The sequence below is a fragment of the Massilia sp. Soil_C_3 genome, assembly GCF_057657035.1.
This window is the reverse complement of sequence record NZ_JBDGJG010000001.1, coordinates 310,568-336,295: the sequence shown is the minus strand read 5'-3', so window position 1 is coordinate 336,295 and position 25,728 is coordinate 310,568. Positions and strand designations below refer to the sequence as shown.

At 65.2% G+C, this 25,728-nt stretch carries 24 protein-coding genes; 5 read left to right on the top strand and 19 right to left on the bottom strand.

Annotated elements, in window-relative coordinates; translation table 11 throughout:
- Nucleotides 1-14: 14 nt before the first annotated feature.
- A complete protein-coding gene (locus tag AC3A6F_RS01565; RefSeq protein WP_487678211.1) occupies nt 15-896 on the bottom strand; it encodes an EamA family transporter in 882 nt (293 codons plus the stop codon).
- Between the two features lie 248 nt (nt 897-1,144).
- Between AC3A6F_RS01565 and AC3A6F_RS01560 the strand changes: the two genes are divergently transcribed.
- The 4 genes from AC3A6F_RS01560 to AC3A6F_RS01545 all read left to right on the top strand — a co-directional run bounded on the left by AC3A6F_RS01560 (nt 1,145) and on the right by AC3A6F_RS01545 (nt 3,679).
- Nucleotides 1,145-2,020, top strand: coding sequence for a prepilin peptidase (locus tag AC3A6F_RS01560; protein ID WP_487678210.1), 876 nt, complete (start codon nt 1,145-1,147; stop codon nt 2,018-2,020).
- Complete coding sequence (coaE, locus tag AC3A6F_RS01555) at nt 2,017-2,634, top strand: dephospho-CoA kinase (protein WP_487678209.1); 618 nt, start codon at nt 2,017-2,019, stop codon at nt 2,632-2,634. The genes AC3A6F_RS01560 and coaE overlap by 4 nt, the downstream gene beginning before the upstream one ends.
- Nucleotides 2,635-2,721: 87 nt before the next feature.
- Nucleotides 2,722-3,477, top strand: coding sequence for a cell division protein ZapD (zapD, locus tag AC3A6F_RS01550; RefSeq protein WP_320472884.1), 756 nt, complete (start codon nt 2,722-2,724; stop codon nt 3,475-3,477).
- Nucleotides 3,478-3,496: 19 nt separating this feature from the next.
- Nucleotides 3,497-3,679, top strand: a complete 183-nt coding sequence (locus tag AC3A6F_RS01545; RefSeq protein ID WP_147933744.1) for a DNA gyrase inhibitor YacG — start codon at nt 3,497-3,499, stop codon at nt 3,677-3,679.
- Nucleotides 3,680-3,799: 120 nt separating this feature from the next.
- Here AC3A6F_RS01545 and AC3A6F_RS01540 read toward each other — a convergent pair whose 3' ends face one another.
- From AC3A6F_RS01540 to secA, 5 genes are all read right to left on the bottom strand, one after another.
- Entirely contained in the window at nt 3,800-5,095 is a 1,296-nt protein-coding gene (locus tag AC3A6F_RS01540; RefSeq protein WP_487678208.1) for a D-amino acid dehydrogenase, read from the bottom strand.
- Between the two features lie 29 nt (nt 5,096-5,124).
- Complete coding sequence (locus AC3A6F_RS01535; RefSeq protein WP_487678207.1) at nt 5,125-5,544, bottom strand: NUDIX domain-containing protein; 420 nt, start codon at nt 5,542-5,544, stop codon at nt 5,125-5,127.
- Complete coding sequence (locus AC3A6F_RS01530; protein ID WP_487678206.1) at nt 5,537-6,427, bottom strand: ATP-binding protein; 891 nt, start codon at nt 6,425-6,427, stop codon at nt 5,537-5,539. Before AC3A6F_RS01530 ends, AC3A6F_RS01535 begins: the two co-directional genes overlap by 8 nt.
- Before the next feature lie 3 nt (nt 6,428-6,430).
- Nucleotides 6,431-7,669, bottom strand: a complete 1,239-nt coding sequence (argJ, locus tag AC3A6F_RS01525) for a bifunctional glutamate N-acetyltransferase/amino-acid acetyltransferase ArgJ (protein WP_487678205.1) — start codon at nt 7,667-7,669, stop codon at nt 6,431-6,433.
- 364 nt (nt 7,670-8,033) lie between these two features.
- Complete coding sequence (secA, locus tag AC3A6F_RS01520) at nt 8,034-10,820, bottom strand: preprotein translocase subunit SecA (RefSeq protein ID WP_487678204.1); 2,787 nt, start codon at nt 10,818-10,820, stop codon at nt 8,034-8,036.
- Between the two features lie 248 nt (nt 10,821-11,068).
- Here secA and AC3A6F_RS01515 point away from each other — a divergent pair, with 248 nt between their 5' ends.
- Nucleotides 11,069-11,560, top strand: a complete 492-nt coding sequence (locus AC3A6F_RS01515) for a DciA family protein (protein WP_123070162.1) — start codon at nt 11,069-11,071, stop codon at nt 11,558-11,560.
- 172 nt (nt 11,561-11,732) lie between these two features.
- On the opposite strand, the gene lpxC is transcribed toward AC3A6F_RS01515, so the two are convergent.
- The 13 genes from lpxC to mraY all read right to left on the bottom strand — a co-directional run bounded on the left by lpxC (nt 11,733) and on the right by mraY (nt 25,728).
- Nucleotides 11,733-12,668, bottom strand: a complete 936-nt coding sequence (gene lpxC, locus AC3A6F_RS01510; protein ID WP_487678203.1) for a UDP-3-O-acyl-N-acetylglucosamine deacetylase — start codon at nt 12,666-12,668, stop codon at nt 11,733-11,735.
- Nucleotides 12,669-12,749: 81 nt separating this feature from the next.
- Nucleotides 12,750-13,631 carry a DMT family transporter gene (locus AC3A6F_RS01505; RefSeq protein WP_487678202.1) on the bottom strand — a complete coding sequence of 294 codons (882 nt, stop codon included), beginning with the start codon at nt 13,629-13,631 and terminating at the stop codon, nt 12,750-12,752.
- Nucleotides 13,628-14,077, bottom strand: coding sequence for a GNAT family N-acetyltransferase (locus AC3A6F_RS01500; RefSeq protein ID WP_487678201.1), 450 nt, complete (start codon nt 14,075-14,077; stop codon nt 13,628-13,630). Before AC3A6F_RS01500 ends, AC3A6F_RS01505 begins: the two co-directional genes overlap by 4 nt.
- A gap of 54 nt (nt 14,078-14,131) precedes the next feature.
- Nucleotides 14,132-14,635 carry a redoxin family protein gene (locus tag AC3A6F_RS01495; RefSeq protein WP_487678200.1) on the bottom strand — a complete coding sequence of 168 codons (504 nt, stop codon included), beginning with the start codon at nt 14,633-14,635 and terminating at the stop codon, nt 14,132-14,134.
- A 316-nt stretch (nt 14,636-14,951) separates the two neighbouring features.
- Nucleotides 14,952-16,151, bottom strand: a complete 1,200-nt coding sequence (ftsZ, locus tag AC3A6F_RS01490; protein WP_123069384.1) for a cell division protein FtsZ — start codon at nt 16,149-16,151, stop codon at nt 14,952-14,954.
- Between the two features lie 159 nt (nt 16,152-16,310).
- Nucleotides 16,311-17,543: a cell division protein FtsA gene (gene ftsA / locus AC3A6F_RS01485; RefSeq protein WP_005668243.1), complete on the bottom strand. Its 1,233-nt coding sequence runs from the start codon at nt 17,541-17,543 to the stop codon at nt 16,311-16,313.
- Between the two features lie 15 nt (nt 17,544-17,558).
- A complete protein-coding gene (locus tag AC3A6F_RS01480; RefSeq protein WP_487678199.1) occupies nt 17,559-18,398 on the bottom strand; it encodes a cell division protein FtsQ/DivIB in 840 nt (279 codons plus the stop codon).
- 6 nt (nt 18,399-18,404) lie between these two features.
- On the bottom strand, nt 18,405-19,376 hold the full coding sequence (locus AC3A6F_RS01475; protein ID WP_487678198.1) for a D-alanine--D-alanine ligase: 972 nt from the start codon (nt 19,374-19,376) through the stop codon (nt 18,405-18,407).
- A 3-nt stretch (nt 19,377-19,379) separates the two neighbouring features.
- On the bottom strand, nt 19,380-20,768 hold the full coding sequence (gene murC, locus AC3A6F_RS01470; RefSeq protein WP_487678197.1) for a UDP-N-acetylmuramate--L-alanine ligase: 1,389 nt from the start codon (nt 20,766-20,768) through the stop codon (nt 19,380-19,382).
- On the bottom strand, nt 20,765-21,847 hold the full coding sequence (gene murG / locus AC3A6F_RS01465; RefSeq protein ID WP_487678196.1) for an undecaprenyldiphospho-muramoylpentapeptide beta-N-acetylglucosaminyltransferase: 1,083 nt from the start codon (nt 21,845-21,847) through the stop codon (nt 20,765-20,767). The genes murC and murG overlap by 4 nt, the downstream gene beginning before the upstream one ends.
- Nucleotides 21,844-23,061 (bottom strand): putative lipid II flippase FtsW, encoded by a 1,218-nt coding sequence (gene ftsW / locus AC3A6F_RS01460; RefSeq protein ID WP_487678195.1) that lies wholly within the window; start codon nt 23,059-23,061, stop codon nt 21,844-21,846. The genes murG and ftsW overlap by 4 nt, the downstream gene beginning before the upstream one ends.
- Nucleotides 23,061-24,557, bottom strand: coding sequence for a UDP-N-acetylmuramoyl-L-alanine--D-glutamate ligase (gene murD, locus AC3A6F_RS01455; RefSeq protein ID WP_487678194.1), 1,497 nt, complete (start codon nt 24,555-24,557; stop codon nt 23,061-23,063). Before murD ends, ftsW begins: the two co-directional genes overlap by 1 nt.
- 1 nt (nt 24,558) lies before the next feature.
- Nucleotides 24,559-25,728 carry a phospho-N-acetylmuramoyl-pentapeptide-transferase gene (gene mraY / locus AC3A6F_RS01450; RefSeq protein WP_123069390.1) on the bottom strand — a complete coding sequence of 390 codons (1,170 nt, stop codon included), beginning with the start codon at nt 25,726-25,728 and terminating at the stop codon, nt 24,559-24,561.

Here is a 25,728-nt window from a genome sequence, read left to right as displayed (position 1 = left end):
CAGATAGAGGGACTTCAGGCGGCGCTGGGTTCGTCGGGCTGCAACGCCAGGAACAGCGCCGCCGCGAGCGACAGGCCGATGCCGGCCAGTTTGAAACCGTTCGGCAGGGTCGCCGCCATCGCCACCGAAATGATGGTGGTCAGGAGCGGCGCGCCGGCATTGACCAGGGGCGACACCACCAGCGCCTTGCCATGCCGGAAGGCGTACACCAGGGTCAGCGCGCCGACGGCATTGAGCACCTGCGTGATCGCGGCCAGCCATGGTCCATCCAGGCCATAGTTGATCGGCTGCGAGAAGTCGGTCATGAGCAGCGCGACCGGAATGAAAGCCAGTGCGCTGACGGTCATGTAGAAGAAGATGCTTTCGGCATCCATGATGGCGTTGGCGCGCTTGATGAAGTAGGCCTGCAGGCCCCAGGCCACCAGCACGCCCAGCGCCAGCACGAACCACCAGCCATAGGCCACGCCGCCCTGTTCGGGCGCGTAGTCGAACAGCGGCAGCGCGCACAGCGCCAGCACGATGCCGGCCACGCCCATGGCGCCGGTGCGTTCGCGCAGGAAGGCATACGACAGGGCGATCGTGATCACCGGCGACAGCGAGATCAGGGGGAAGATCAGGTAAGTGGGACCTTCCTTGACCGCGTGGAACAGAATCATCTGTCCACCGGCGCCCAGGAGGCCGATGGCCAGGCCATGGGCAACCGCAGGGCCGTCGCGCCGCACGCGCCAGTCGATGCGCGCCAGTGCGAACAGCGCCGGTGGAATCATGGTCAGCGCCCACACCGCATACACCAGTGTCTCGGGAAAGCCGTTCTGCACCGGACGCCCGGCGAAGGCGCCCCACGCGCCCCACAGCAGGGTGGTCACCAGGGCGTAGCCAAGCCAGTGGGTTTTCATCGTCGTCGTCCTCCTTAGGTTCTTCGTTATAAGTAGATAGTAATGGAAGGCTTTCGAAATATCAAATAACTTTCGAAAACTTTCGATTTAATGAATAACCGTATGATTTTTGCGATGCAGCAGCGTAAGGCGAACGTCTTCGCCAAATGCGAAGAAAACCCCTACAATGAGGTTGATGTAAGGAATCACTCTGCGGCAGGCCGCCGGTAGCCGGATGGCGCCGCCTTTTCGTCTCGGACCGGATCGACATGCCCCTGGAATCGTTGTTGTTTGCGCCCCCTGCCCTGCTGGGCCCCACCCTCGTGGCCGCCTTGCTGGGCCTCTTGGTCGGCAGCTTCCTGAACGTGGTCATCTACCGCATCCCCAAGATGATGCAGCGCGAGTCCGACAACTACGTGGCGCAGGAAAGCGGCAAGGAGCCGCCGCATACCGACCGCTTCAACCTGATGGCGCCGCGCTCGGCCTGCCCCTGCTGCGGCCACCAGATCACGGCCATCGAAAACATCCCCGTCGTCAGCTGGCTCGCCCTGGGCGGCAAGTGCCGCAAGTGCAAGACGCGCATCTCGGCGCGCTATCCGGCGATCGAACTGTTCACCGCCATCGTCTCGGGCCTGCTGGTGTGGACCTTCGGCAGCGGTGCCGCCGGCATGGGCAGCCTGCTGTTCGCCTGGCTGCTGATCGCGATGACCTTCATCGACTTCGACACCCAGCTGCTGCCGGACGACCTGACCTATCCGCTGCTGTGGGCGGGCCTGCTCATCAACATCAATGCCACCTTCGTGCCGCTGCAGGATGCCGTGATCGGCGCCGCAGCCGGCTACCTGGTGCTGTGGGCCGTGTATTGGGTCTTCAAGCTCGCTACCGGCAAGGAGGGCATGGGATATGGCGACTTCAAGCTGCTGGCGGCGCTCGGCGCCTGGCTGGGCTGGACCGCCCTGCCGACCATCATCCTGCTGTCCTCGGTGGTGGGGGCGGTCGTCGGCATCAGCCTGATCGTGTTCGCCAAACGCGGCCGCGACAAGCCGATCCCCTTCGGCCCCTACCTGGCGGCGGCCGGCCTGATCGCCATGCTGTATGGCGAGCAGCTGGGCCGTTTCAGCGCCGGCCTGCTGGGCGGCGCATGAACACGGCGCGCGGCGCGGCGTTCTCGGTCGGCCTCACCGGCGGCATCGGCTGCGGCAAGAGCACCGTGGCCGAGCTGTTTGCCGGACTGGGCGCCACCATCGTCGACACCGACGCCATCGCCCATTCCCTGACCGCCCCGCACGGCGCGGCGATGCCGGCCATCCTGGCCGAATTCGGACCCGACTTCGCCACGCCGGAGGGCGCCCTGGACCGCGCGCGCATGCGCAGCCTGGTGTTTGCCGATGCCGGGGCGCGCGGCCGGCTGGAAGCGATCCTGCATCCGCGCATCCGCGACGCCACCGCGGCGGCGGCGGCCATCGCCACTGGCCCTTACGTGATCTATGCGGTGCCGCTCCTGATCGAATCGGGCACCTGGAGCGAGCGGGTGTCGCGCGTGCTGGCCGTGGACTGCTCGGAAGACACCCAGGTCGCGCGTGTCATGCAGCGCAGCAGCCTGTCCGCCGACCAGGTGCGCGCCATCATGGCGACCCAGGTTACGCGGGCCCAGCGCCTGGCCGCGGCCGACGACGTGATCGACAACGACGATGGCCTGGAAGCCCTGTTCCCCCAGGTAAAACGCTTGCACGAGCGGTATCTGTCATTGAGTATGTAACAAGATTGATGCAGTGTTTGTAATTTTGCTTCGTATGGTTCAGAATCACCAAGTTGCTCCCCAGCCTACATTCAGAGGAATGTCATTTTGATCGTCTACGAATACCCTTTCAACGAGAGGATTCGCACGTTGTTGCGGCTGGAGGACCTGTACGAGAAGTTCAAGTTCTTCGTGCAGCAGGAACACCCGATGCAGCACCATGTCGCCCTCGCGACGATCTTCGACATGCTGGAAGTGGCCGGCCGCGCCGATCTGAAGTCGGACCTGCTGCAGGAGCTCGAACGGCAGAAGCAATCGCTGCTGGCCTACCGCAGCAATCCCGCGGTCGCGGCCGACACGCTCGACGCCGTCCTGGCAGAACTCGACAAAGCCAGCAGCGCGCTGGTGACCAGCCAGGGCAAGACCGGCCAGAACGTGCGCGAAAACGAATGGCTGATGAGCATCCGCGGCCGCACCATCATCCCGGGCGGCGCCTGCGAATTCGATCTGCCCTCCTACTACGCCTGGCAAAAGCGCCCGGCCGAGCAGCGCCATGCCGACATCATGGGCTGGTTCGGGCCGCTCGCCCCGCTGCTCGAGGCGCTGGCCCTGGTGCTGCGCCTGCTGCGCAATTCCGGCGCGCCGGTCAAGATGTTCGCCTCGGCGGGCAGCTACCAACAGATGTTACAGGGTAAAATCTACCAGATGCTGCGCTTGACCCTGGACGAATCGGCGGGAGCGATCCCCGAGATCTCGGCCAACAAGTACATGCTGTGGGTACGCTTCACCACCCAGGACGGCGATTGCAAGCCCAAGCCACTGGAAGAAGACGTGCCGTTCGACCTGACCCTCTGCAATTTCTGATTTTTGATTGGTAGTACCGATGACCGTCGTAGCCTGCCCCACTTGCGGCAAACAAGTCGAATGGATCGACACGAACAAGTTCCGCCCGTTCTGCTCCGAGCGTTGCAAGAAGATCGACCTGGGCGCCTGGGCCGAAGAGAAATTCGTGATCCCCGGCGCTGCGCCGGCGGATCCACTCGACGAACCGCCGCCCGAGCGCTGATTCACCACGTACGTCGTTCCCGCGGAGGCGGGAACCCAAGTCCTTCGCGCTGCCACTCCTTCAAACTACTCCGTAGCGCCGGCAAACTTGGGTTCCCGCCTGCGCGGGAACGACGAGGCGCTAGCGGCTGATCCCTGCCGGCACCACCACCGGCCTGTTGCGCCGCCCATAGCGGTCCATGAACAGCCCTTCCAGCCCGATCTCGGGCTGGCGTCCCGACAGGATATCGGCCAGCACCCGGCCCGACCCGCACGACATGGTCCAGCCCAGAGTGCCGTGCCCCGTGTTCAGGAACAGGTTGCGATACGGCGTCGGCCCGATCACCGGCGTGCCGTCCGGCGTCATCGGCCGCAGGCCGCACCAGAACGAAGCCTGGCGCACGTCGCCGCCGTCGGGGAACAGGTTCGTCACCGAATGTTCGAGCGTATCGCGCCGCGCCTGGTGCAGCCGCAGGTCGTAGCCGCACAGCTCCGCCGTGCCGCCGACGCGGATGCGGTCGCCCAGGCGCGTGATCGCCACCTTGTAGGTCTCGTCCATCACGGTCGATTCGGGCGCGCCCGACGCATCGGTGATCGGCACCGTGATCGAATAACCCTTCACCGGATAGACCGGGATGTGGATGCCGATCTGCCTGAGCATCAGCGGAGAGTAGCTGCCCAGCGCCAGCACGAAGGCCTCGGATTTCAGTTCGCCCTTGTCGGTGACGACGCCAACCACGCGGTCGCCCTCGACGTTCAGGCGCGCGATCTTGACCTCGTGCCGGAACTTGACGCCCAGGCCCTTGGCCAGCCCGGCCAGCGCCTGCGTAAACTTGAAGCAGTCGCCGGTCTCGTCGTTGGGCAGCAGCAGGCCGCCCAGGTAGTTGCCGGGCACGCGCGCCAGCGCCGGTTCGTACTGCGTGCAGCCTTGCCGGTCGAGCAGTTTATATGGCACGCCGGAACGCTCCAGCACCTCGGTATCGGTGTGCGCACCATCGAACTGCCTCTGGGTGCGAAACAGCTGCAGGGTGCCCTTGCTTCGCTCGTCGTAGGCGATGCCGGTATCAAGCCGCAGCTGGACCAGCACGTCGCGGCTGTACTCGGCCAGGCGCACCATGCGGCCCTTGTTGACCTGGTAGCTGCGGGTATTGCAGTTGGCCAGCATCTGCAGGATCCAGCGCCACTGCTGCGGATCCATCCTCGGCCGGATCACCAGGGGACTGTGCCGCATCGCCAGCCACCTGAGGGCTTTCAGCGGCACGCCGGGGCCGGCCCAGGGCGTGGCATAGCCGGGCGAGATCTCGCCGGCATTGCCGAAACTGGTCTCCATCCCGGCGCCCGGCTGGCGCTCGATCACGGTGACGTCATGCCCGGCCTTGGCCAGGAAATACGCCGATGCGGTTCCGATGACGCCACTGCCGAGGATGATGACCTTCACACGTTCTCCTTAAGATTGGCGGTCTGCGATTAATGTCCTGGATAGCGGACCCGGTCGAGCCATTCGAGCAGCGGGATGGTGGCCGGTAGCAGCGGGCTCACGCCGAAGGCGCCCTGCCAGGCGAAGGCCTGGTCTTCCAGGCTTTGCGGCTCCCCCAGCCACTCGCGGCAGATGTAGAAATACAGGCGCACGTGAGCGTGTTCGTACACGTGCTCGACGCAGCACCAGGCCTCGCCGCTCACCACCTGCACGCCCAGTTCTTCCATGAACTCGCGCTGCAGGGCGGCGAAGATGTCTTCGCCGGCTTCGACTTTCCCGCCCGGGAATTCCCAGTAGCCGGCATACGGCTTGCCGTCGGGACGCTGGCCGAGCAGCACGTCGCCGTCGGGCCGCATCAGGATGCCGACGGCAACGTCGACCGGGGCTTTATTGGTAGGTGTTTCAGTCATTCGATAATGCATCCGGCAGCTTGCCGGCATAGTCCTTCGCGAATTGCCAGGCCACGCGGCCCGAGCGCGAGCCGCGCTGCAAGGCCCACTGCAGGGCCTCCGGCCGCGCGGCCTCGATCTGTGGTTGCGTGCAGCCGAAGTCGGCCAGCCAGTGGCCGACGATGTCCAGGTAGTCGTCCTGCCGGAACGGGTAGAACGACAGCCACAGGCCAAAGCGCTCGGACAGCGATATCTTCTCTTCGACCGTCTCGCCCGGATGCAGGTCGCCATCCTCGCCATGGCGGTAGCTGGCGTTGTCCGACATTTTCTCGGGCATCAGGTGACGCCGATTCGAAGTGGCGTAGATCAGCACATTGTCCGACTGCGCCGTGATGCTGCCGTCGAGCGCCACCTTGAGCGCCTTGTAGCCCGCTTCGCCTTCTTCGAACGACAGGTCGTCGCAAAAGACCACGAAGCGCTCGGGCCGGCCGGCGACCAGGTCGATGATGTCCGGCAGGTCGGCCAGGTCGGCCTTGTCGACCTCGATCAGGCGCAGGCCCTGGTCGGCGAAGGCGTTCAGGCAGGCCTTGATCAGCGATGATTTACCGGTGCCGCGCGCGCCGGTCAGCAGGACGTTATTGGCCGGACGGCGCGCCACGAACTGGCGCGTGTTCTGTTCGATCTGGCGCTTCTGGGCAGCGATGTGGTGCAGGTCCTCGAGCTTGATGGTCGAGGCATGCAGCACCGGCTGCAGGTAGTTGCCGCCCCCGGCTGGACGCCGGCGCCAGCGGAAGGCGAAGCTGCGCTTCCAATCCGGCTCGCGCGCGGTAGCCGGCGGCAGCACCGCCTCCAGGCGCTCGAGCAGGCCTTCGGCGCGGCGCAGAAACTGATCCAGCGGCGTCATCGATCAGGAACGGTAGTCGGCGTTGATCGAAACGTAGTCGTGCGACAGGTCGCACGTCCAGACGGTGGCCGTGGCATCGCCGCGGGCCAGCTTGACGCGCACCGTGATCTCGGACTGCTTCATCACACGCTGGCCGTCTTCTTCCTTGTAATCCGGATTGCGGCCGCCTGCTTTCGCCACCCAGACGTCGTCCAGGTAGAGGTCGAGTTTGGTCACGTCGAGGTCGTCGACGCCGGCGTAGCCGACCGCGGCCAGGATGCGGCCCAGGTTCGGATCGGACGCGAAGAAGGCGGTCTTGACCAGCGGCGAGTGGGCGATCGCGTAGGCGATCTTGCGGCACTCTGCCACGTCATTGCCTTCGTCGACCGTGATGGTCATGAACTTGGTCGCGCCTTCGCCGTCGCGGATGATCTGCTGCGCCAGGTTGCGCGAGATGTCGGTGACGGCATCCTTGAGCGCTTCGTAGTCGGCGCCGCTGGCAGCGTCGATCGACAGGCCGCCCGTGCCGGTCGCGATCACGATGAAGGAATCGTTGGTCGAGGTGTCGCCGTCGATGGTGATGGCGTTGAACGAGTGGTCGGCCGCGTGTTTCACCAGTTCGTCCAGCACCGGCTGGGCGACCTTGGCGTCGATCGCCAGGTAGCCGAGCATGGTCGCCATATTCGGCTTGATCATGCCGGCGCCCTTGCTGATGCCGGTCATCGTCACGGCATGGCCGCCGATGGTGACGGTGCGCGAGGCGGCCTTCGGCTGGGTGTCGGTGGTCATGATCGCCTCGGCGGCGTTGAACCAGTTGTCCGCCTTCAGGCTCGTGGCGGCGGCAGGCAGGCCGGCCAGCAGCTTGGCCATCGGCAGCTGTTCCAGGATCACGCCGGTCGAGAATGGCAGCACCTGGCCGGCCTCGAGGCCCAGCAGTTTCGCAACCTCGGCGCAGGTGGCGTTGGCATTGGCCAGGCCCTGCTCGCCGGTGCCGGCATTGGCGTTACCCGTGTTGACCACCAGCGCGCGGATCGGCGCGCCGCCGTTCTTCACGGCCTCGAGGTTCGCCTTGCTCACCTGCACCGGCGCGGCGCAGAAGCGGTTCAGGGTGAACACGCCGGCGACGGTCGCGCCTTCGGCCAGCTTCATGATCAGGATGTCCTTGCGGTTCGGCTTCTTGATGCCGGCTTCGGCAAAGCCGATCTCGACACCGTTGACGGGCTTCAGGTCGGCGGCGACTGGCAGGGGGGAATTGACGGCCATGGTGATCTCGTTGGAAAAATTGTCGAATTCGTTATTGTAACGCCAGCGACCTGGCGATGCTGCGAGGTTTCTGCCGCACATCAATGCAAGCGGATGCATTTAGGAAAAACATGGCCGCGCATCCATGGGCAGGCTCGGCTCGACGTGCTGTCGGCGCGCGTGCTGGCGCAGGCAGCGCCGGCGTGAGCGCCCACTACCTGATGCGCTCGTCGGATGGACAAGGTGAAGGGCACGTGAACCATCCGGGGCAGACGCATACCGATCCTGGCGCGGGCTGGGATTGGGAACGCTACAGACGGATGGTGATGGACGAATGAAAACGGCCGGGTTACCCCGGCCGTTTCGCATGCTGGCTAGTGGCTGATTACGCCAGCTTGCCGTGGCACTGCTTGAACTTCTTGCCGCTGCCGCAAGGGCATGGATCGTTGCGGCCGACCTTCACGCCCATATAGCTGCTGTGGTCTTCGGCCGATACGGCCTCGCCTTCGCCGCTGCGGTTCGGGTTCGGATTGAGCAGTTCTTCCGGCGCCGCCGACGGGTTGAAGTCGGCGTGCTGGTAGTTGACGTTTTCCAGCTGCGCCGCCTGGGCCACCATCGCCGCCTCGGCCGCCTCGACTTCTTCGCGCGACTGGATGCGCACGGTCATCACGGTGCGGATCACTTCGTTCTTGATCAGGTCCAGCATGCTGCTGAACAGCTGGAACGCCTCGCGCTTGTATTCCTGCTTCGGGTTCTTCTGCGCATAGCCGCGCAGGTGGATGCCCTGGCGCAGGTGGTCCAGCGCCGCGAGGTGTTCGCGCCAGTGGGTGTCCACGCTCTGCAGCATGACGTTGCGCTCGAAGCCGCCGAACGATTCCTTGCCCACCACGCCGATCTTGGTGGCGTAGGCCGCGTCGGCCGCGGCCAGCACGCGCTCGAGGATGTCGTCGTCGTTCAGGTTCGGCTCGTCCTGCAGCATCTGCTGCAGCGGCACATCCAGGCTCCATTCGGACGACAGCGTGCTTTCCAGCGTCTTGACGTCCCACTGTTCCTCGACCGATTCGGCCGGCACGTAGTCGCGCACCAGGTCGGTGAACACGCCCACGCGCAGCGAGTTGATCATCTCGCTGATGTCGGTCGACTCCAGCAGTTCGTTACGCTGGGTGTAGATCACCTTGCGCTGGTCGTTGGCGACGTCGTCGTACTCGAGCAGTTGCTTGCGGATGTCGAAGTTGCGGGCTTCGACCTTGCGCTGGGCCGACTCGATCGAGCGCGACACGATGCCCGCCTCGATCGGTTCGCCTTCCGGCATCTTGAGGCGGTCCATGATGGCGCGCACGCGGTCGCCGGCGAAGATGCGCAGCAGCGCGTCGTCCAGGCACAGGTAGAAGCGCGAGGAACCCGGGTCGCCCTGGCGGCCCGAACGGCCGCGCAGCTGGTTGTCGACCCGGCGCGATTCGTGGCGCTCGGTGCCGATAATGTGCAGGCCGCCGGCATTGACCACGTGGTCGTGCAGCGATTGCCATTCGTCGCGCAGTTTCTGCGACTGGGCCGCCTTGTCGGCGTCCGACAGGTTGCCGTCGGCTTCGATCAGCTGGATCTGCTTGCCGACATTGCCGCCCAGGACGATGTCGGTACCGCGGCCGGCCATATTGGTGGCGATGGTGATCATCTTCGGACGGCCGGCCTGGGCGATGATCTCGGCTTCGCGGGCGTGCTGTTTCGCGTTCAGGACATTGTGCTGCAGGCCGGCCTTGGTCAGGATCCCGGACAGCATCTCGGAGTTCTCGATCGAGGTGGTGCCGACCAGCACCGGCTGGCCGCGCTCGTAGCAATCGCGGATGTCGTTGACCATCGCGTTGTACTTCTCGTCCGAGGTCTTGTAGACCTGGTCCTGGCGGTCCTTGCGCTGCGATGGGCGGTTCGGAGGCACGACCACGGTTTCCAGGCTGTAGATATCCTGGAATTCGAAGGCTTCGGTGTCGGCCGTACCGGTCATGCCCGCCAGCTTGGCGTACATGCGGAAGTAGTTCTGGAAGGTGATCGAGGCCAGGGTCTGGTTCTCGTTCTGGATGCGCACGCCTTCTTTCGCCTCCACCGCCTGGTGCAGGCCATCCGACCAGCGACGGCCCGTCATCAGGCGGCCGGTGAATTCGTCGACGATCACGACTTCGTTGTTCTGCACCACGTAGTGCTGGTCCTTGTGATACAGGACGTGGGCGCGCAGCGCCGCATACAGGTGGTGGATCAGGGTGATGTTGGCGGCGTCGTACAGCGACGCGCCTTCGGGCAGCAGGCCCATCTCGGTCAGGATCGCTTCGGCATGCTCGTGACCCGACTCGGTCAGCAGCACGGTGTGCGCCTTCTCGTCCTTCAGGTAGTCGCCCGGGACTTCGATCTTGCCCTTGCCGTCCGGGGTTTCTTCACCGATCTGCTGGGTCAGCTTGAGCGGGACTTCGTTCAGGCGGTGGTACAGGTCGGTGTGGTTCTCGGCCTGGCCCGAAATGATCAGCGGGGTACGCGCCTCGTCGATCAGGATCGAGTCGACCTCGTCGACCACGGAGAAGTTCAGGCTGCGCTGCACGCGTTCGCGCGCGTCGTAGACCATATTGTCGCGCAGGTAGTCGAAGCCGAATTCGTTGTTGGTGCCGTAGGTGATGTCGGAACCGTAGGCCTTCTGCTTGCTGTCGTGGTCGAGCTGCGACAGGTTGACGCCGGTCGACAGGCCCAGCCAGCCGTACAGCTGGCCCATCTGGTCCGCATCGCGCTGGGCCAGGTAGTCGTTGACGGTAATGACGTGCACGCCCTTGCCCGACAGACCGTTCAGGTAGACCGGCAGGGTCGCCATCAGGGTTTTACCCTCCCCGGTGCCCATCTCGGCGATCTTGCCCTGGTGCAGGACCATGCCGCCGATCAGCTGCACGTCGAAGTGACGCATCTTGAGGACGCGCTTGGCCGCTTCGCGGCAGACGGCGAAGGCCTCTGGCAGGATGTCGTCCAGGGTCTGGCCCTTGGCGAGGCGATCCTTGAATTCAGGCGTCTTGGCTTGCAGCTCGGTATCCGAAAGCTGCTCCATTTGTGGCTCGAGCGCGTTGATCTGACGCACGGTCTTTTGGTACTGCTTGAGCAGACGCGAGTTACGGCTGCCGAAAATCTGGGTCAGGAATGACATGCTGTGTTCTAGAAAAATACGCCGCAAGAAGAAGCCAAGATGATATCAAAGCGATAAGCACCAAAGACCGCGTTAGGCAAATAACCACTGATTTTATCATGCGATCTGGCCACACTTGGGGATCGTAGGCAGGATAACAAGTCCTGCCGAGCCAGAAACGTTATCAAACTGGCTTCGACGACGCTCCCACGGCGGCAGATCCGCCACCCGGTCCGCCCAAAGCGCGGGCGCTGTGGTATGTTCCAAGCATGCAGCAATCTCCTCCCAAGCGTCCCTTCCATATTTTCGGGACCAGCACCCGGCAGACCTCGCACGCCGCCACCGACTTCTTGCGCGCCAACGACCGCATGGCCAGCCTGCTGCCGGCCGTCGGCCGCATGGCGCGCCTGCAGGCCGACTGCGCCGCGGCGCTGCCGGCGATCTTTCATAACTGCGACGTGCTGTCGTTCCAGGAGGGCGTCCTGACCCTGGCCGTGCCCAGCTCGGCGCTGGCGGCCCGGCTCAAGCAGCTGATGCCGAAGTTGCAGGCGACCCTGCTGCAGAAGGGCTGGCAGGTGGAATCGACCAAGATCAAGCTGCAGGTGACGCGCGCCCTGCCCGACCGGCCCGAGATGCGCACGCTCGAACTGCCGCCGCGCGCGGTCCAGGCCTTCGAGGAACTGGCGGAATCGCTGCCGGATACCCAGCAGAACCGGGATCTGGTGGCGGCGCTCAAGGCGCTGGCGGCGAAGCGGAGGTAATGGTGTTGGAGGGGAACTTGGGTTCCCGCCTGCGCGGGGAGTCGTTGCTGCCAGTGGCAGGAACGACGGTCTTATGGCTGGTGGCAGGGTGATACGTTGAAAGTCGGCCCCGTGCTTCAGAACGTCATTCCCGCGAAGGCGGGAATCCCAGTCCTGCGAACAGCCGACAACGTCAGCTCTGCGCCCACTCCCGCGTCATCTGCCGCACATACGACGGCGGCGCCGTGCCCAGGTCGTCGAAGGTGACGATCTCATACGAATCCGGCTGGGCCAGCAGCGCGCGCAGCAGCTCGTTGTTGAGCGCATGGCCCGATTTGTGCGCGGTATAGCTGGCCAGCAGCGGATGGCCGACCAGGTACAGGTCACCGATCGCGTCCAGGATCTTGTGGCGCACGAACTCGTCCTCGTAGCGCAGGCCGTCGGTGTTCAGGATGCGGTATTCGTCCATCACGATGGCGTTCTCGAACGAGCCGCCGCGCGCCAGGCCCATGCCGCGCAGGCTCTCGACGTCTTGCATGAAGCCGAAGGTGCGGGCGCGCGCCACGTCGCGCACATAGGTGATGTCGCCGAAGTCGACGGTGGCGCGCTGCATGGTGCCGTCCACCGCCGGGTGGTTGAATTCGATGAAGAAGTCGAGCTTGTAGCCGTTGTGCGGCGACAGGCGGGCCCATTTCTCGTTGGCGCCGCTACCCTGGCGCACTTCGACGTCCTTGAGCACGCGGATGAACTTGCGCAGCGGGGCCTGCTCTTCGACGCCGGCCTGCTGCAGCAGGAACACGAAGGACGATGCCGAACCGTCCATGATCGGGATTTCCTCGGCCGTGACGTCGATGAACAGATTGTCGATCCCCAGGCCGGCGCAGGCCGACATCACGTGCTCGACGGTCGAGACGCGGGCGTCGTCCTTGATCAGCACCGAGGCCATGCGGGTATCGCCCACCACGTGGGCGGAGCTCGGGATGGCCACGATCGGGTCCATGTCGACGCGGCGGAACACGATGCCGGTATCGGGCGCGGCCGGGCGCAGGGTCAGCTCGACCTTGCGGCCGGAGTGCAGGCCGACACCCGTGGTGCGGACCAGTTCCTTGATGGTTCGTTGTTTCAGCATGGGCCGATTATAGCCCAGCGCATACACGCTTGCTGCCGCCTCCCCCGATTGGCCCGGCGGTGGTGGCGCGCGAGCGACACATCATGGATGCTCGGCTTCGGCGTGGTCTTTTTCATGGCGGATCAGATACAGGCCGCTGCCGATGATGATGGCCGCGCCCACCATGGTCCAGCCGTCGGGCAGCGCGCGCCACAGCAGCCAGTCCAGGCCCACGCCCCAGGCCAGGGCCGAATACTCGAACGGCGCCACGCTCGACGCCTCGCCGCGCGAAAACGCCTCGGTGATCGCCAGTTGGCCGATGAAGCCCGACACCGCCAGGCCGCACAGCAGCGGGATCTCGCTGGCGGGAATCAAGACCCAGCCCGGCGCCGCCAGCAGGCCGGCGCCAACGGCGATCATGACGATCAGCCAGAACACCGTATGTTCGCTGCGGTCGCTGCGCGCCAGCACCTGCACCGTGATCGCCGACACCGCATAGCAGGCCGCTGCCCCCAGCACCGCCAGGCCGCCGATAGTGAAAAAGCCGGCGCCACTCGGGCGCAGTACCACCAGCACGCCGCCCAGGCCCACCGCGATCGCCACCCAGCGCGCCAGGTTGACCCGCTCTTTTAATAAGAGGACCGACAGCGCCGTGATCAGGGCCGGCGCGATGAAGAAGATCGAATAGGCCTCGGCCAGCGACAGGCTCTTGAGGCCGAAGGCGAACAGGGCCAGCATCAGGATCCCGAGCACGCCGCGCAGGAAGTGCATCGGCCAGCGCACCTGGAACACGCCCGTGAAGGCGCCGCGCCAGGCCACGTAGGCGGCGACCAGCGGCAAGGAACACATGGCGCGCAGCGCCGCCACCTGCATCGCCGGGTAGCGCGCCGCCAGCAGCTTCATCGCCGTGTCCATCAGGGCGAACATGAAGACGGCGAGCAGCATCGCATAGATGCTGTACAGGTTGCGGCCACGCGCCGTCATAGCCGTTTTTCCATGAACAGGCTCAAGGGGTCGGGACGGTAATCGCCGAACGGCGCGCAGCGGCTGAAGCCGAAACCTTCGTACAGCGCGATCGCCGCCGGCTGGTGGATGCCGGTTTCGAGCTTCAATTCGCCCAGGCCCGACATGCGCGCGAACATCGCCAGGTGTTCCAGGAGCTTCTTTCCCGTCCCCAGGCCGCGGCGCGCCTCGTCCACATACATGCGTTTCACTTCACCATAGGCGCCGCGGTTGGCCAGGGCCGCGCAGCCGACCGCCGCGCCGTCGATGTCGCGCGCGACCAGGAACAGCACGTCGCCGGCCAGCAGCGCGTCGATGTCCAGCAGGTGGTTGCTCTCGGCCGGGTACAGCGCGGCGCAATAGGCATCCAGCTTGTCCAGCATGGCCCGCACTTCGGGCTGGTCGGGGGTTTCGGTATTGATGATCATAAGGAGGAAACGGCGCCGTGGCGCCGTTTTGTGGGGTGTGAATCCGTTCGGGAATCAGCCGAGTTTCTGCAGCATCGATTCAGCGCTCGAGAGGTCGATGCCCTTGGCGTCGATGTCCAGGGTCTTGACCACGCCATCCTCGACCAGCATCGAGTAGCGCTTCGAGCGCGTGCCCATGCCGTGGGCCGAGAAGTCGTTGTCCAGGCCGAGGGCCTTGGTGAAGGTGGCGTTACCGTCGGCCATCATGCGCACGATGCCGGTGGCCTTCTGGTCGCGGCCCCAGGCGCCCATCACGAAGGCGTCGTTGACCGAGATGCACCAGATTTCATCGACGCCCTTGGCGCGGATGTCGTCGGCGTGCTTGACGTAGCCCGGCACGTGCTGCACCGAGCAGCCCGGAGTAAACGCGCCCGGCAGGCCGAAGATCACGATCTTCTTGCCTTTGACGAGGTCCGCCACCTGGAAGGTGTTCGGGCCCAGGCTGCAGCCCTCGGTCTCGTTCTCGATGAATTCCGCGAGGGTGCCTTCCGGCAGTCGATCGCCGATCTGGATGGTCATGCTGTTCTCCTGTTGATGTTTTGTGAATCTTGCCATTATCGCTGATCTGGAGTGGGTGTGCTGGCGATGGCAACATCCTTCGTCCCACGGCGCTCGCACGTCGTACCCGCGGCGCTCGCACGTCGTACCCGCGTAGGCGGGTACCCAAGTTTGCGTGCGCTGCCTCTTGCGTCGGGCGTAGCGGCTGCTCATCGGCCTTGGGTACCCGCCTTCGCGGGTACGACGTGCTGGCGCTGCGGATCGTGGGTGATTTTCGTGCGGCGCAAACAAAAAGGCCAGCTTGCGCTGGCCTCTTCACTACATCGACGGTGCCAGTTTAATCGGCCTGCTTGCGCAGGAACGCCGGAATGTCGTAGGTCTCGACGCCATTGCGCTGCATCGCCTGGACCTGCTCCGATGCCTGCTCGCGGCGCCACACGGCCGGCTGCTTCATGCCGCCCAGGGCGTCGGCGCTGGCCTTGCCTGCGGTCAGGCCGCCTGCCACCGCCGCTGCGCCCTGCATCACCGGCGCATCGTAGGTGCCGGTGCGCAGCTGCTGCTGCGGTTGCACCAGCTGGATCGACTTCTTGTTCTTGCCCAGGCCCGTCGCGACCACGGTCACGCGGATCTCGTCGCCCATCGCGTCGTCGTAGGCGATACCCTGGGCGATCGAGGCGTCCGGCGCCGCGAAGGCGCGCACGGCGGCCATGACTTCCTTGATTTCTTTACCCTTCAGGCCACGGCTGGCGGTCACGTTGACCAGCACGCCTTTGGCGCCCGACAGGTCGATGCCGTCCAGCAGCGGCGAAGCAACAGCCTGTTCGGCCGCGATGCGCGCGCGGTCCACGCCCGAAGCGGTCGCGGTGCCCATCATGGCCTTGCCCTGCTCGCCCATGATGGTCTTGACGTCGTTGAAGTCGACGTTGATGTGGCCCGGCACGTTGATGATCTCGGCGATGCCGGCCACCGCGTTGTTGAGCACATCGTCGGCGTGCTGCATCCAGTCGAGCATCGATTCGTCTTCGTAGATGTCTTCCAGCTTTTCGTTCAGGATGACGATCAGGGAGTCGACGTGCTTGGTCAGTTCTTCGAGGCCTTCCTCGGCCACGTCCATGCACTTCTGGCCTTCGTAGGAGAACGGCTTGGAGACCACGGCCACGGTCAGGGCGCCCATGGTCTTGGCCACTTCGGCCACGATCGGCGCGGCGCCGGTGCCGGTGCCGCCGCCCATGCCGGCGGCGATGAAGACCATGTGCGCGCCGCGCAGGGCATCCTCGATGCGCGAGCGCGACTGCTCGGCCAGCTGGCGGCCGACTTCCGGACGCATCCCTGCGCCCAGGCCGGAATCGCCAATCTGGATGATGTTGTTGGCGCTGGAAACCGCCAGGGCCTGCGCGTCCGTGTTTGCGGCGATGAACTCGACACCGGACACACCTTTATTGATCATGTGCTGAACCGCGTTGCCGCCGGCGCCACCGACGCCAACGACCTTGATCACGGTTCCCAGTGCTGCGTTATCGACCATATCGAACTCCATGATGAACTCCCTATTCTCAGAATGCGGTTCCAGGGAAGAGGCCTTGGCGTTGCTGGTTCGCTGCCTCAAACCGGTAACTGCGATTGTATGTAAAAACCTGTAACCCGTGATGAATTTTCGCTACCTAATTTGTTACCAAGTGCTTTATTTGTGGCTGAATCAGAAGTTCCCAGCGATCCACTCCTTCATTCGTTGCCAGACTGCCTTCACCGAGCCGTCCTGGCGCGTGACGATATGGCCGCGCAGGTACTGCTTCTTCGCTTCGAGCAGCAGGCCGAGCACCGTCGCATAGCGCGGGCTGCGTACCACGTCGGCCAGCTGGCCACGGTAGTCCGGCGTGCCGAGGCGCGCCGGTTTGAGGAAGATGTCTTCCGCCATCTCGATCATGCCCGGCATGATCGAGCTGCCGCCCGTCAGCACGATGCCCGAGGACAGCACGCCCTCATAGCCGGATTCGCGCACGGCCTGGTGGACCATGGCGAACAGTTCTTCCACCCGAGGCTCGATCACGGCTGCGAGGGCCTGGCGCGACAATGCGCGTGGGCCGCGGTCGCCGAGACCTGGCACTTCGAGTGTCTCGCCCGGATCGGCCAATACCTGCTTGGCCACGCCGTAGCGGATCTTGATGTCCTCCGCCTCGCCGGTCGGCGTGCGCAAGGCCATTGCGATGTCACTGGTGATCTGGTCGCCGGCGATCGGAATGACCGCCGTGTGGCGAATCGCGCCGTCCGAAAACACCGCGATGTCGGTGGTGCCGCCGCCGATGTCGATCAGGACCACGCCCAGTTCTTTTTCGTCGACCGTCAGCACCGCGTCGGCGGACGCCATCGGTTGCAGGATCAGGTCCGAGACCTCGAGTCCGCAACGGCGCACGCACTTTACAATATTTTGCACCGCGGACACCGCACCGGTGACGATGTGCACCCGTACTTCCAGTCGAATTCCGCTCATGCCGATCGGCTCGCGCACGTCTTCCTGGTTGTCGACGATGAACTCCTGCGGCACCGTGTGCAGCAGTTGCTGGTCGGTCGGGATGTTGACCGCCTTGGCGGTCTCGATCACGCGCGCCACGTCGGTGGCCGTCACTTCCTTGTCCTTGATCGCCACCATCCCGCTCGAATTGAACGAGCGGATATGGCTGCCGGCGATGCCAGCGTAGACGTTGCGGATCTTGCAGTCCGCCATCAGCTCGGCTTCTTCGAGCGCGCGCTGGATCGATTCGACCGTGGCCTCGATATTGACGACCACGCCCTTCTTCAATCCTTTCGACTCGTGCTGACCCAGCCCGATCACCTCGTGGCGTCCGTCGGACATCACCTCGGCGACCACGGCCACCACCTTGGAGGTGCCGATGTCGAGGCCGACGATCAGGTTTTTCGCGTCTTTTGTCATTGCTGTTCGCCTGCTTCAGATTTGCTTGGTTGTTTTATTGGGTGTTGCTTGTTTGTGTGTTTCTTTGGGCTTTTTCGCCGCCTTGACCGGTTTCGTCGCATCGAGCGGCACGCTCAAGGCGGCCGACGACAACGCCAGTCCGTTCGGATAGCGCATATCGATGGTGTCGATACGGCCCTCCTGCAGCCGGGCGACCAGCTGCGGATAGACGCCGACCAGGCGCTGCACGCGTTTCCTAAGCGTGTTGCGGTCCTGCTCGCGCCCCAGTGCAACGCTCATGCCGTTGTCCAGCCTTACGGTCCAGGCATACCGGTTGGACAGCGACAGCTCTTGCGGCACCAGCTCCACCTGCGCGAACGCGGTGCGCAGGTCGTTGAAGCGGGCCAGCACTTCCTTCTCGCTGCCGACCGGACCGTCGAAAGCCGGCAACGCCTGTTCATCCTCGGTCTCGGCCACATTGGCGGTGAAGACGTCGCCCTTGACCGACAACAGGCGGCCGTCCTCGCCCCAGGTGCCGAGCGCCTCGTGTTCCTCGACCTCGACCACCAGCGCATTGGGCCACTCGCGGCGCACGGTGGCGCGGCGCACCCAGGGCACGGTCTCGAAGGTGGCGCGCACCTGTTCCAGGTCGGCGGTGAAGAAGTTGCCACGGATCTTGCCGAGCACGCCGTTGCGCACGGTGAGTTCGTTCACGTGCTTCAACTCGATCCCGTACATGCTCTCCACCGTCACCGAACCGAGCGAGAACATCGGGCGCTGCGACAGCCACCACACGCCCGAGATCAGGGCGGCGAGCACCGTCACCGCCGTCATGAAACTGGCGGTCGCGTTGAGGGCCCGGACGTCATGCCACATCTGGATTTATCCTTTAGCCTTCTGGCCCATCTTGAGCCGCGCCGAGCGCAGGATCTCGACGCACAGGTCTTCATATGCGATGCCGACCGCGCGCGCCGCCATCGGCACCAGCGAATGGGTCGTCATGCCGGGCGAGGTGTTCACCTCCAGCAGGAAGGGACGCATATCGCTCTCGCGCACCAGCACGTCGACCCGGCCCCAGCCCTCGCAACCCAGGGCGCGATAGGCATTCACCGCATGGCGGCCGATCTCGTGGGCCAGCGCCTCCGGCAGCGGCGCCGGGCAGTGATACACGGTGTCGTCGGTGAAGTATTTGTTCTGGTAGTCGTACTTGCCCTCAGGGGCCACGATCTCGACGATCGGCAGCGCACGGGCGCTGGCGCCCTGCCCCAGCACGGCGACGGTGAATTCGCGGCCGGTGACGAATTCCTCGGCCAGCACCGCCTCGTCCATGCTGGTCACCAGCGCAACCGCTTCCTTCAACTGGTCGGCCTGCGTGACCTTGGTGATGCCGATGCTCGAGCCTTCGAGCGGCGGCTTGACGATCAGCGGCAAGCCGAGGTCGGCCACTACGGCGTCCAGGTCGGTATCCGCATCAATGGTTACGTAGCGCGGGGTCGGCACGTTCTCTTGCAGCCAGATCTTCTTGGTGGTGATCTTGTCCATGCCGACGCTGGACGCCATCACGCCGCTGCCGGTGTAGGGAATGCCCAGCAGTTCGAGGGCGCCCTGCAGGCTGCCGTCTTCGCCGTAGCGGCCGTGCAGCGCGATGAACACGCGGTCGAATTGTTGCGCGGCCAGGTCGGCCAGGCTTTGCGTGCCCGGATCGAAGGCATGGGCGTCGATGCCGCGACTTTTCAGGGCCTGCAGCACGCCGTTGCCGGAAATGAGCGAGATCTCGCGTTCGGCGGAGCGTCCACCGAACAGCACGCCGACCTTGCCGAAAGCGGCTGCATCAAGGGTAGGAGTGGTGGTCACGATTCAGGCCTTTGCATTAGTAAGTTGATTGGGCACGCCGCTGATCGAGCCGGCGCCCATGGTCAGCACGACGTCGCCGTCGCGCGCCACATTGAGGATGGCGGCCGGCATATCGGCGATCGCTTCCACGAAAATCGGTTCCGTCTTGCCGGCGGTGCGCAGCGCGCGCGCCAGCGCGCGGCCGTCGGCGGCCACGATCGGCGCCTCGCCGGCCGGATACACCTCGGCCAGCAGCAGCACGTCGGGGGTGGCCAGCACCTTCACGAAATCCTCGAACAGGTCGCGCGTGCGGCTGAACCGGTGCGGCTGGAAGGCCAGCACCAGGCGCCGGCCCGGATAGGCGGCGCGCGCGGCGGCCAAGGTCACCTCGGTCTCGACCGGGTGGTGGCCGAAGTCGTCGACCAGGGTGAAGCTGCCGCCGGCCGCCAGCGGCACTTCGCCGTAGCGCGTGAAACGGCGGCCGACGCCGCCAAATTCCAGCAGGCCCTGGGCGGTGGCGGCGTCCTCGATGCCGATCTCGCGCGCGATCGCGATCGCCGAGCAGGCATTGAGCACATTGTGCATGCCGGGCTGGTTCAGCACGAACTTGGTATCCGGATAGCCTTCCTGGCGCACCGTGAAATGCATCTGCGTGCCTTCGGCATAGGCGTCCAGCGCGCGCACTTCGGCTTCCTCGCAGAAGCCATAGGTGGTGACCGGCTTGGTCACCTGCGGCAGGATCGAGCGCACGTGAGGGTCGTCGATGCACAGCATCACGCGGCCGTAGAACGGCATGCGGTGCGTGAAGTTCACAAACGCGGCCTTCAGTTTCTCGAAGTCGTGTTCATAGGTGTCCATGTGGTCGGCGTCGATGTTCGTGATGACTTCGATCATCGGCGACAGGTTCAGGAACGAGGCATCCGACTCGTCGGCTTCGGCCACGATGTATTCGCCGCTGCCCAGGGCGGCGTTGGCGCCGGCCGCCGTCAGGCGGCCGCCGATGACGAAAGTCGGGTCCAGCCCGCCGGCGGCCAGCACCGACGCCACCAGGCTGGTGGTGGTGGTCTTGCCATGGGTGCCGGCAATCGCGATGCCGCGCTTCAGGCGCATCAGTTCGCCCAGCATGATCGCGCGCGGCACGATAGGAATCTTGTTTGAGCGCGCGGCGATCACCTCAGGATTGGCTTCGTTCACGGCGGTCGAGGTCACGACGACGTCGGCGCCGCTCACATTCTCGGCCTGGTGGCCGAGGTGGACGGTCGCGCCCAGGCCGGCCAGGCGCTGGGTGGCGGCATTGCTGCCCAGGTCCGAGCCGGACACCTGGTAGCCGAGATTGAGCAGCACTTCGGCGATGCCGCTCATGCCGCTGCCGCCGATGCCCACGAAGTGGATGTTCTTGATCTTGTGTTTCATTGGTTTTGCCCTGCCAGTCGTTCTAGTTCTTGCGCGATCGCCTCGTTGGCGTCGCGCTTGCCCACGCCATGCGCCGCCTGCGCCATCGCCAGGCAACGCTCGCGCGTCGTGTCTTGCAGCAGGCTCGCCAGCCGCTGCGGATTGAGTTCGCCCTGCGGTTGGTAGCAAGCCGCGCCCTGCTTGTCCATCCACAGCGCGTTGTCGCGCTGGTGGCTGGTGGTGCTGGCGACGAAGGGCACCAGCACGCTGGCCACGCCGGCCGCCGTCAACTCGGACACCGTGATCGCGCCGGCGCGGCAGATCACCAGGTCGGCGTTCGCATAGGCCGCGGCCATGTCATCAATGAAGTCGACCACGTTTGCGTTGACACCAGCCTGCAAATAAGACGCGCGCAGCGCATCGATATTCTTCTTGCCCGACTGGTGGGTCACGATCGGACGGGTGGCCGGGTCGATCAGGGCCAGGGCCGCCGGCACGCTGTCGTTCAGGACCTTCGCCCCCAGGCTGCCGCCCACGACCAGCACGCGTAAGGGGCCGCTGCGGCCTGCGAAACGCACGGCGGGCGCCGGCAGGTCGAGGATCTGCTGGCGCACCGGGTTGCCGGTGACCACCGCCTTGCCGGCCGCCTTGCCGAAATCGGCCGGGAAGCCGAACAGCACACGCTGCGCGACCGGCGCCAGCGTCTTGTTCGACAACAGCAGCGCGGCGTCGGCGTTCACCAGCGCCAGCGGGATGCCGCGCGAACGCGCCATCATGCCGCCCGGGACCGTGACGTAGCCGCCCATGCCCAGCACCACGTCGGGACGACGGTTGCCAAGATAGCGGCGGCAGGTAATGAAACTGGCCGCCATCTTGAAGGCGCCCTTGACGGTGTGGGCCAGGCCCTTGCCGCGCAGGCCGGCGAAGTCGATGGTGTCCATCGGGATGCCGGCCTTCGGCACCAGATCCGTTTCCATGCCGTGGGCGGTGCCGAGCCAGCTCACTTCCCAGCCGCGCGCGCGCATGGTCTGCGCGATCGCGATGCCAGGGAAGATGTGGCCGCCCGTTCCTGCAGCCATGATCATCAAACGCTTGGTCATGTCCTGCCTCCGCGCATCCGCACCCGGTTTTCGTAGTCGATCCGCAGCAGGATCGCCAGGCCGATGCAGTTGAACATGACGCCCGAGCCGCCAAAGCTCATCAGCGGCAGGGTCAGGCCCTTGGTCGGCAACAGGCCGAGGTTCACGCCCATATTGATGAAGGTCTGCACGCCGATCCAGATGCCGATGCCCTTCGCGGCCAGGCCGGCGAAGGTCTGGTCCAGGGCGATCGCCTGGCGGCCGATGTCGAAGGCGCGCTTGACCAGCCAGTAGAACATGGCCACCACCACCAGCACGCCGACCAGGCCCAGCTCTTCGCCGATCACGGCCATGATGAAGTCGGTGTGCGCTTCCGGCAGGTAGTGCAGCTTCTCGACCGAGGCGCCCAGGCCCACGCCGAAGAATTCGCCGCGCCCGAAGGCAATCAGGGAGTGCGTCAACTGATAGGCCTTGTCCAGCGCATTGCCCTCTTCCCACGGGTCGAGGTAGGCGAACATGCGCGCGCGGCGGAATGGCGACAGCGCGATGATCGCGCTGAAGATCACCACCAGCAGCGCGCCGATGCCGCCGAACCAGACGATATTGATCCCGCCCAGGAACAGGATGCCCATGGCGATGCAGACGATCACGCCGAAGGCGCCCAGGTCGGGCTCGAGCAGCAGCAAGGCGCCGACCAGGCCGATCGCGACCATCATCGGCAAGAAGCCTTTCGTGAGCTTGTGCATGTATTCCTGCTTCCTCACCGTGAAGTCGGCCGCGTATAGCACCACCGCGATCTTCATGATCTCGGACGGCTGCAGGTTCATCACTTTCAGCGACAGCCAGCGGCGCGCGCCGTTGACCGACACGCCCAGGCCCGGGATCAGGACCAGCACCAGCATGACCAGGGTGCCGATGAACAGCATCGGTGCGTATTTCTGCCACACCGCGATCGGAATCCGGAACACCACCGCGGCCGCGACCATCGAGACGATGATGTACATCGCCTGGCGGTACAGGAAGTATTCGTTGCGGTCTTCCAGATAGCGGAACTTGGGCGAATCGGGCAGCGCGATCGACGCCGAATACACCATCACCATCCCGAGCAGCATCAAGAGCACGGTGACCCAGACCAGCGGCTGGTCGTAGTCCATCATCTTCGACGGCTTGCTGCGGCCGTCGACGGTGGCGTCGGAAGCCAGGCCGGAGAACTTGAACGGAAGCTGGAAGGCCATCAGATCTCCTGTCCCTTGTCCAGCGCGATCTCGCGCACCGTGTCGACGAACACCTGCGCGCGGTGCGCGTAATTGGTGAACATGTCGAGGCTGGCGCAGGCCGGCGACAGCAGCACGGCATCGCCGGCGCGCGCGAGACCCGCGGCGCGGCGCACCGCCTGCGGCAAATCGTCCAGGTCGAAGGCCGGCACGCCGGTCGGCTCGATGGCGGCCCGCACGGCCGGCGCATCGCGGCCGATCAGCAGCACGGCGCGCACATGATCCGCGACCGGATGCGCCAGCGGCGAAAAGTCCTGGCCCTTGCCGTCGCCGCCGGCGATCAGCAGGATTTGCTGGTCGGCGCCGGTGAAGGCCTTGCCCAGGCCGGTCAAGGCGGCCACGGTGGCGCCGACATTGGTGCCCTTGCTGTCATCGTAGTAGTCGACGCCGTCGATGGTGGCGACCAGTTCGACCCGGTGCGGCTCGCCCGCGTACTCGCGCAGGCCGTGCAGCAGCGGCGCCAGCGGCAGGCCGCAGGCGCGGCACAGGGCCAGCGCGGCCAGCGCGTTCGACGCATTGTGCAGACCGCGAATCTTCAGCGCATCGGCCGGCATCAGGCGGTTGACGATGGCGTCCACTGGCTCGGCCACTTCGCCTTTCTTGCGTTTCTTCTCGATCTCTTCGCCCGGCACGGCATTGGCCAGCCACAACACGCCGCGCTCCTCGAGCAGGCCGAAACTGTTGGCGTCCACCGGCGCGCCGGTGCCGAAGGTGAAGGACGGGGTATCGACCGCCGTCATGCGCAGCACGCGCGCATCGTCGCGATTGAGCACGCGGATGGTATCGGCGCCGAAGATGCGCGCCTTGTCCGCCGCATAAGCGTCCATGCTGCCGTGCCAGTCCAGGTGGTCCTGGCTCAGGTTCAGCACCGTGGCGGCGTCGGCCTGCAGGCTGAAGGTGGTGTGCAGCTGGAAGCTGGACAGTTCCAGCACCCAGGCCTGCGGCAGCTCGTTGGCATCGATCACCTCGCGCAGCACGTCCAGCGCGGCCGGGCTGATATTGCCGGCCACGCGCGTGGTCAGGCCCGCGCGGCGGCACAGCAGGCCGGTCAGGCTGGTCACCGTGGTCTTGCCGTTGGTGCCGGTGATCGCGATGACCTTCGGCGTGTAGCCGCTCGTTTCCCGCAGGTGCGCGAGCGCCTGCGCGAACAATTCGATCTCGCCCCATACCGGCACGCGGCGCTCGGCAGCGGCCGGGATGATGTCGACCAGCTCGCGATTGGGCGCCAGGCCCGGACTGACGGCAACGAAGTCGACGCCATCGAGCAGCGCGGCACTGAAATCGCCCGCGATAAATTCGGCATCCGCGACGGCGGCGCGCAGCGCCGCCAGGCGCTGGGGTGCATCGCGCGTATCGGCCACGCGCACGCGTGCGCCGGCCCGCGCCAGCCATTGCGCCATCGCCAGCCCGGATTCACCCAGGCCCAGTACCAATGCGTGTTTGCCGTCGTAGTTCATCTCAGCGCAGTTTTAAGGTCGACAGGCCGACCAGGATCAGCACCATGGTCACGATCCAGAAGCGGACCACGACCTTGGTCTCCTTCCAGCCCTTTTGTTCGAAATGGTGGTGCAGCGGCGCCATCAGGAAGACGCGGCGTCCGGTGCCGTAGCGTTTCTTCGTATATTTGAAATAGCTGACCTGGATGATCACCGACAGGGTCTCGGCCACGAAGATGCCGCCCATGATGAACAGCACGATTTCCTGGCGCACGATGACGGCGATGGTGCCGAGCGCGCCGCCCAGCGCCAGCGCGCCGACGTCGCCCATGAACATCTGGGCCGGGTGCGCGTTAAACCACAGGAAGGCCAGGCCCGCGCCGGCCATCGCGCCGCAGAAGATCAACAGTTCGCCCGCGCCCGGGATATACGGGATCAGCAGGTATTTGGAGAACGTCACGCTGCCGGTCAGGTAAGCGAACAGCCCCAGCGCGCCGCCCACCATCACGGTCGGCATGATGGCCAGGCCATCGAGGCCGTCGGTGAAGTTGACGGCGTTGGACGAGCCGACGATCACGCAATAGGTCAATGCGATGAAGCCCCACACGCCCAGCGGGTAGCTGATGCTCTTGAAGAACGGGACGATCAGGTCGGCCTTGGGTGGCAGGTCCATCGAGAAGCCCGACTGCACCCATGCATAGAACAGCCCCATGGCTTCCCATGGCGAGGCGGCCGACAGCGCGAACGCCAGGTACAGCGCCGACGTGATGCCGACCAGCGACATCCAGAAGTATTTCTCGCCCGAGCGCATGCCTTCCGGGTCTTTATAGACCACCTTGCGGTAGTCGTCGACCCAGCCCACTGCGCCGAAGCCGAAGGTCACCACCAGCACCGGCCAGATCAGGCGGTTCGACAGGTCGCACCACAGCAGCGTCGAGACGCCGATCGCGATCAGCACCAGCACGCCGCCCATGGTCGGGGTGCCGTGCTTGGTCAGGTGGCTTTGCGGACCATAGGTACGCACCGCCTGGCCGACCTTCAGTTCGGTCAGCTTGCGGATGACGATCGGACCGGCGACCAGGCCGATCGTGATGGCGGTGATGGTGGCGAACACCGCGCGGAACGTGATGTAGTTGAACACGCGCAGAGGACCGATATAGTCCTGGAAGTATTGTGCGAGCCAGAGAAGCAT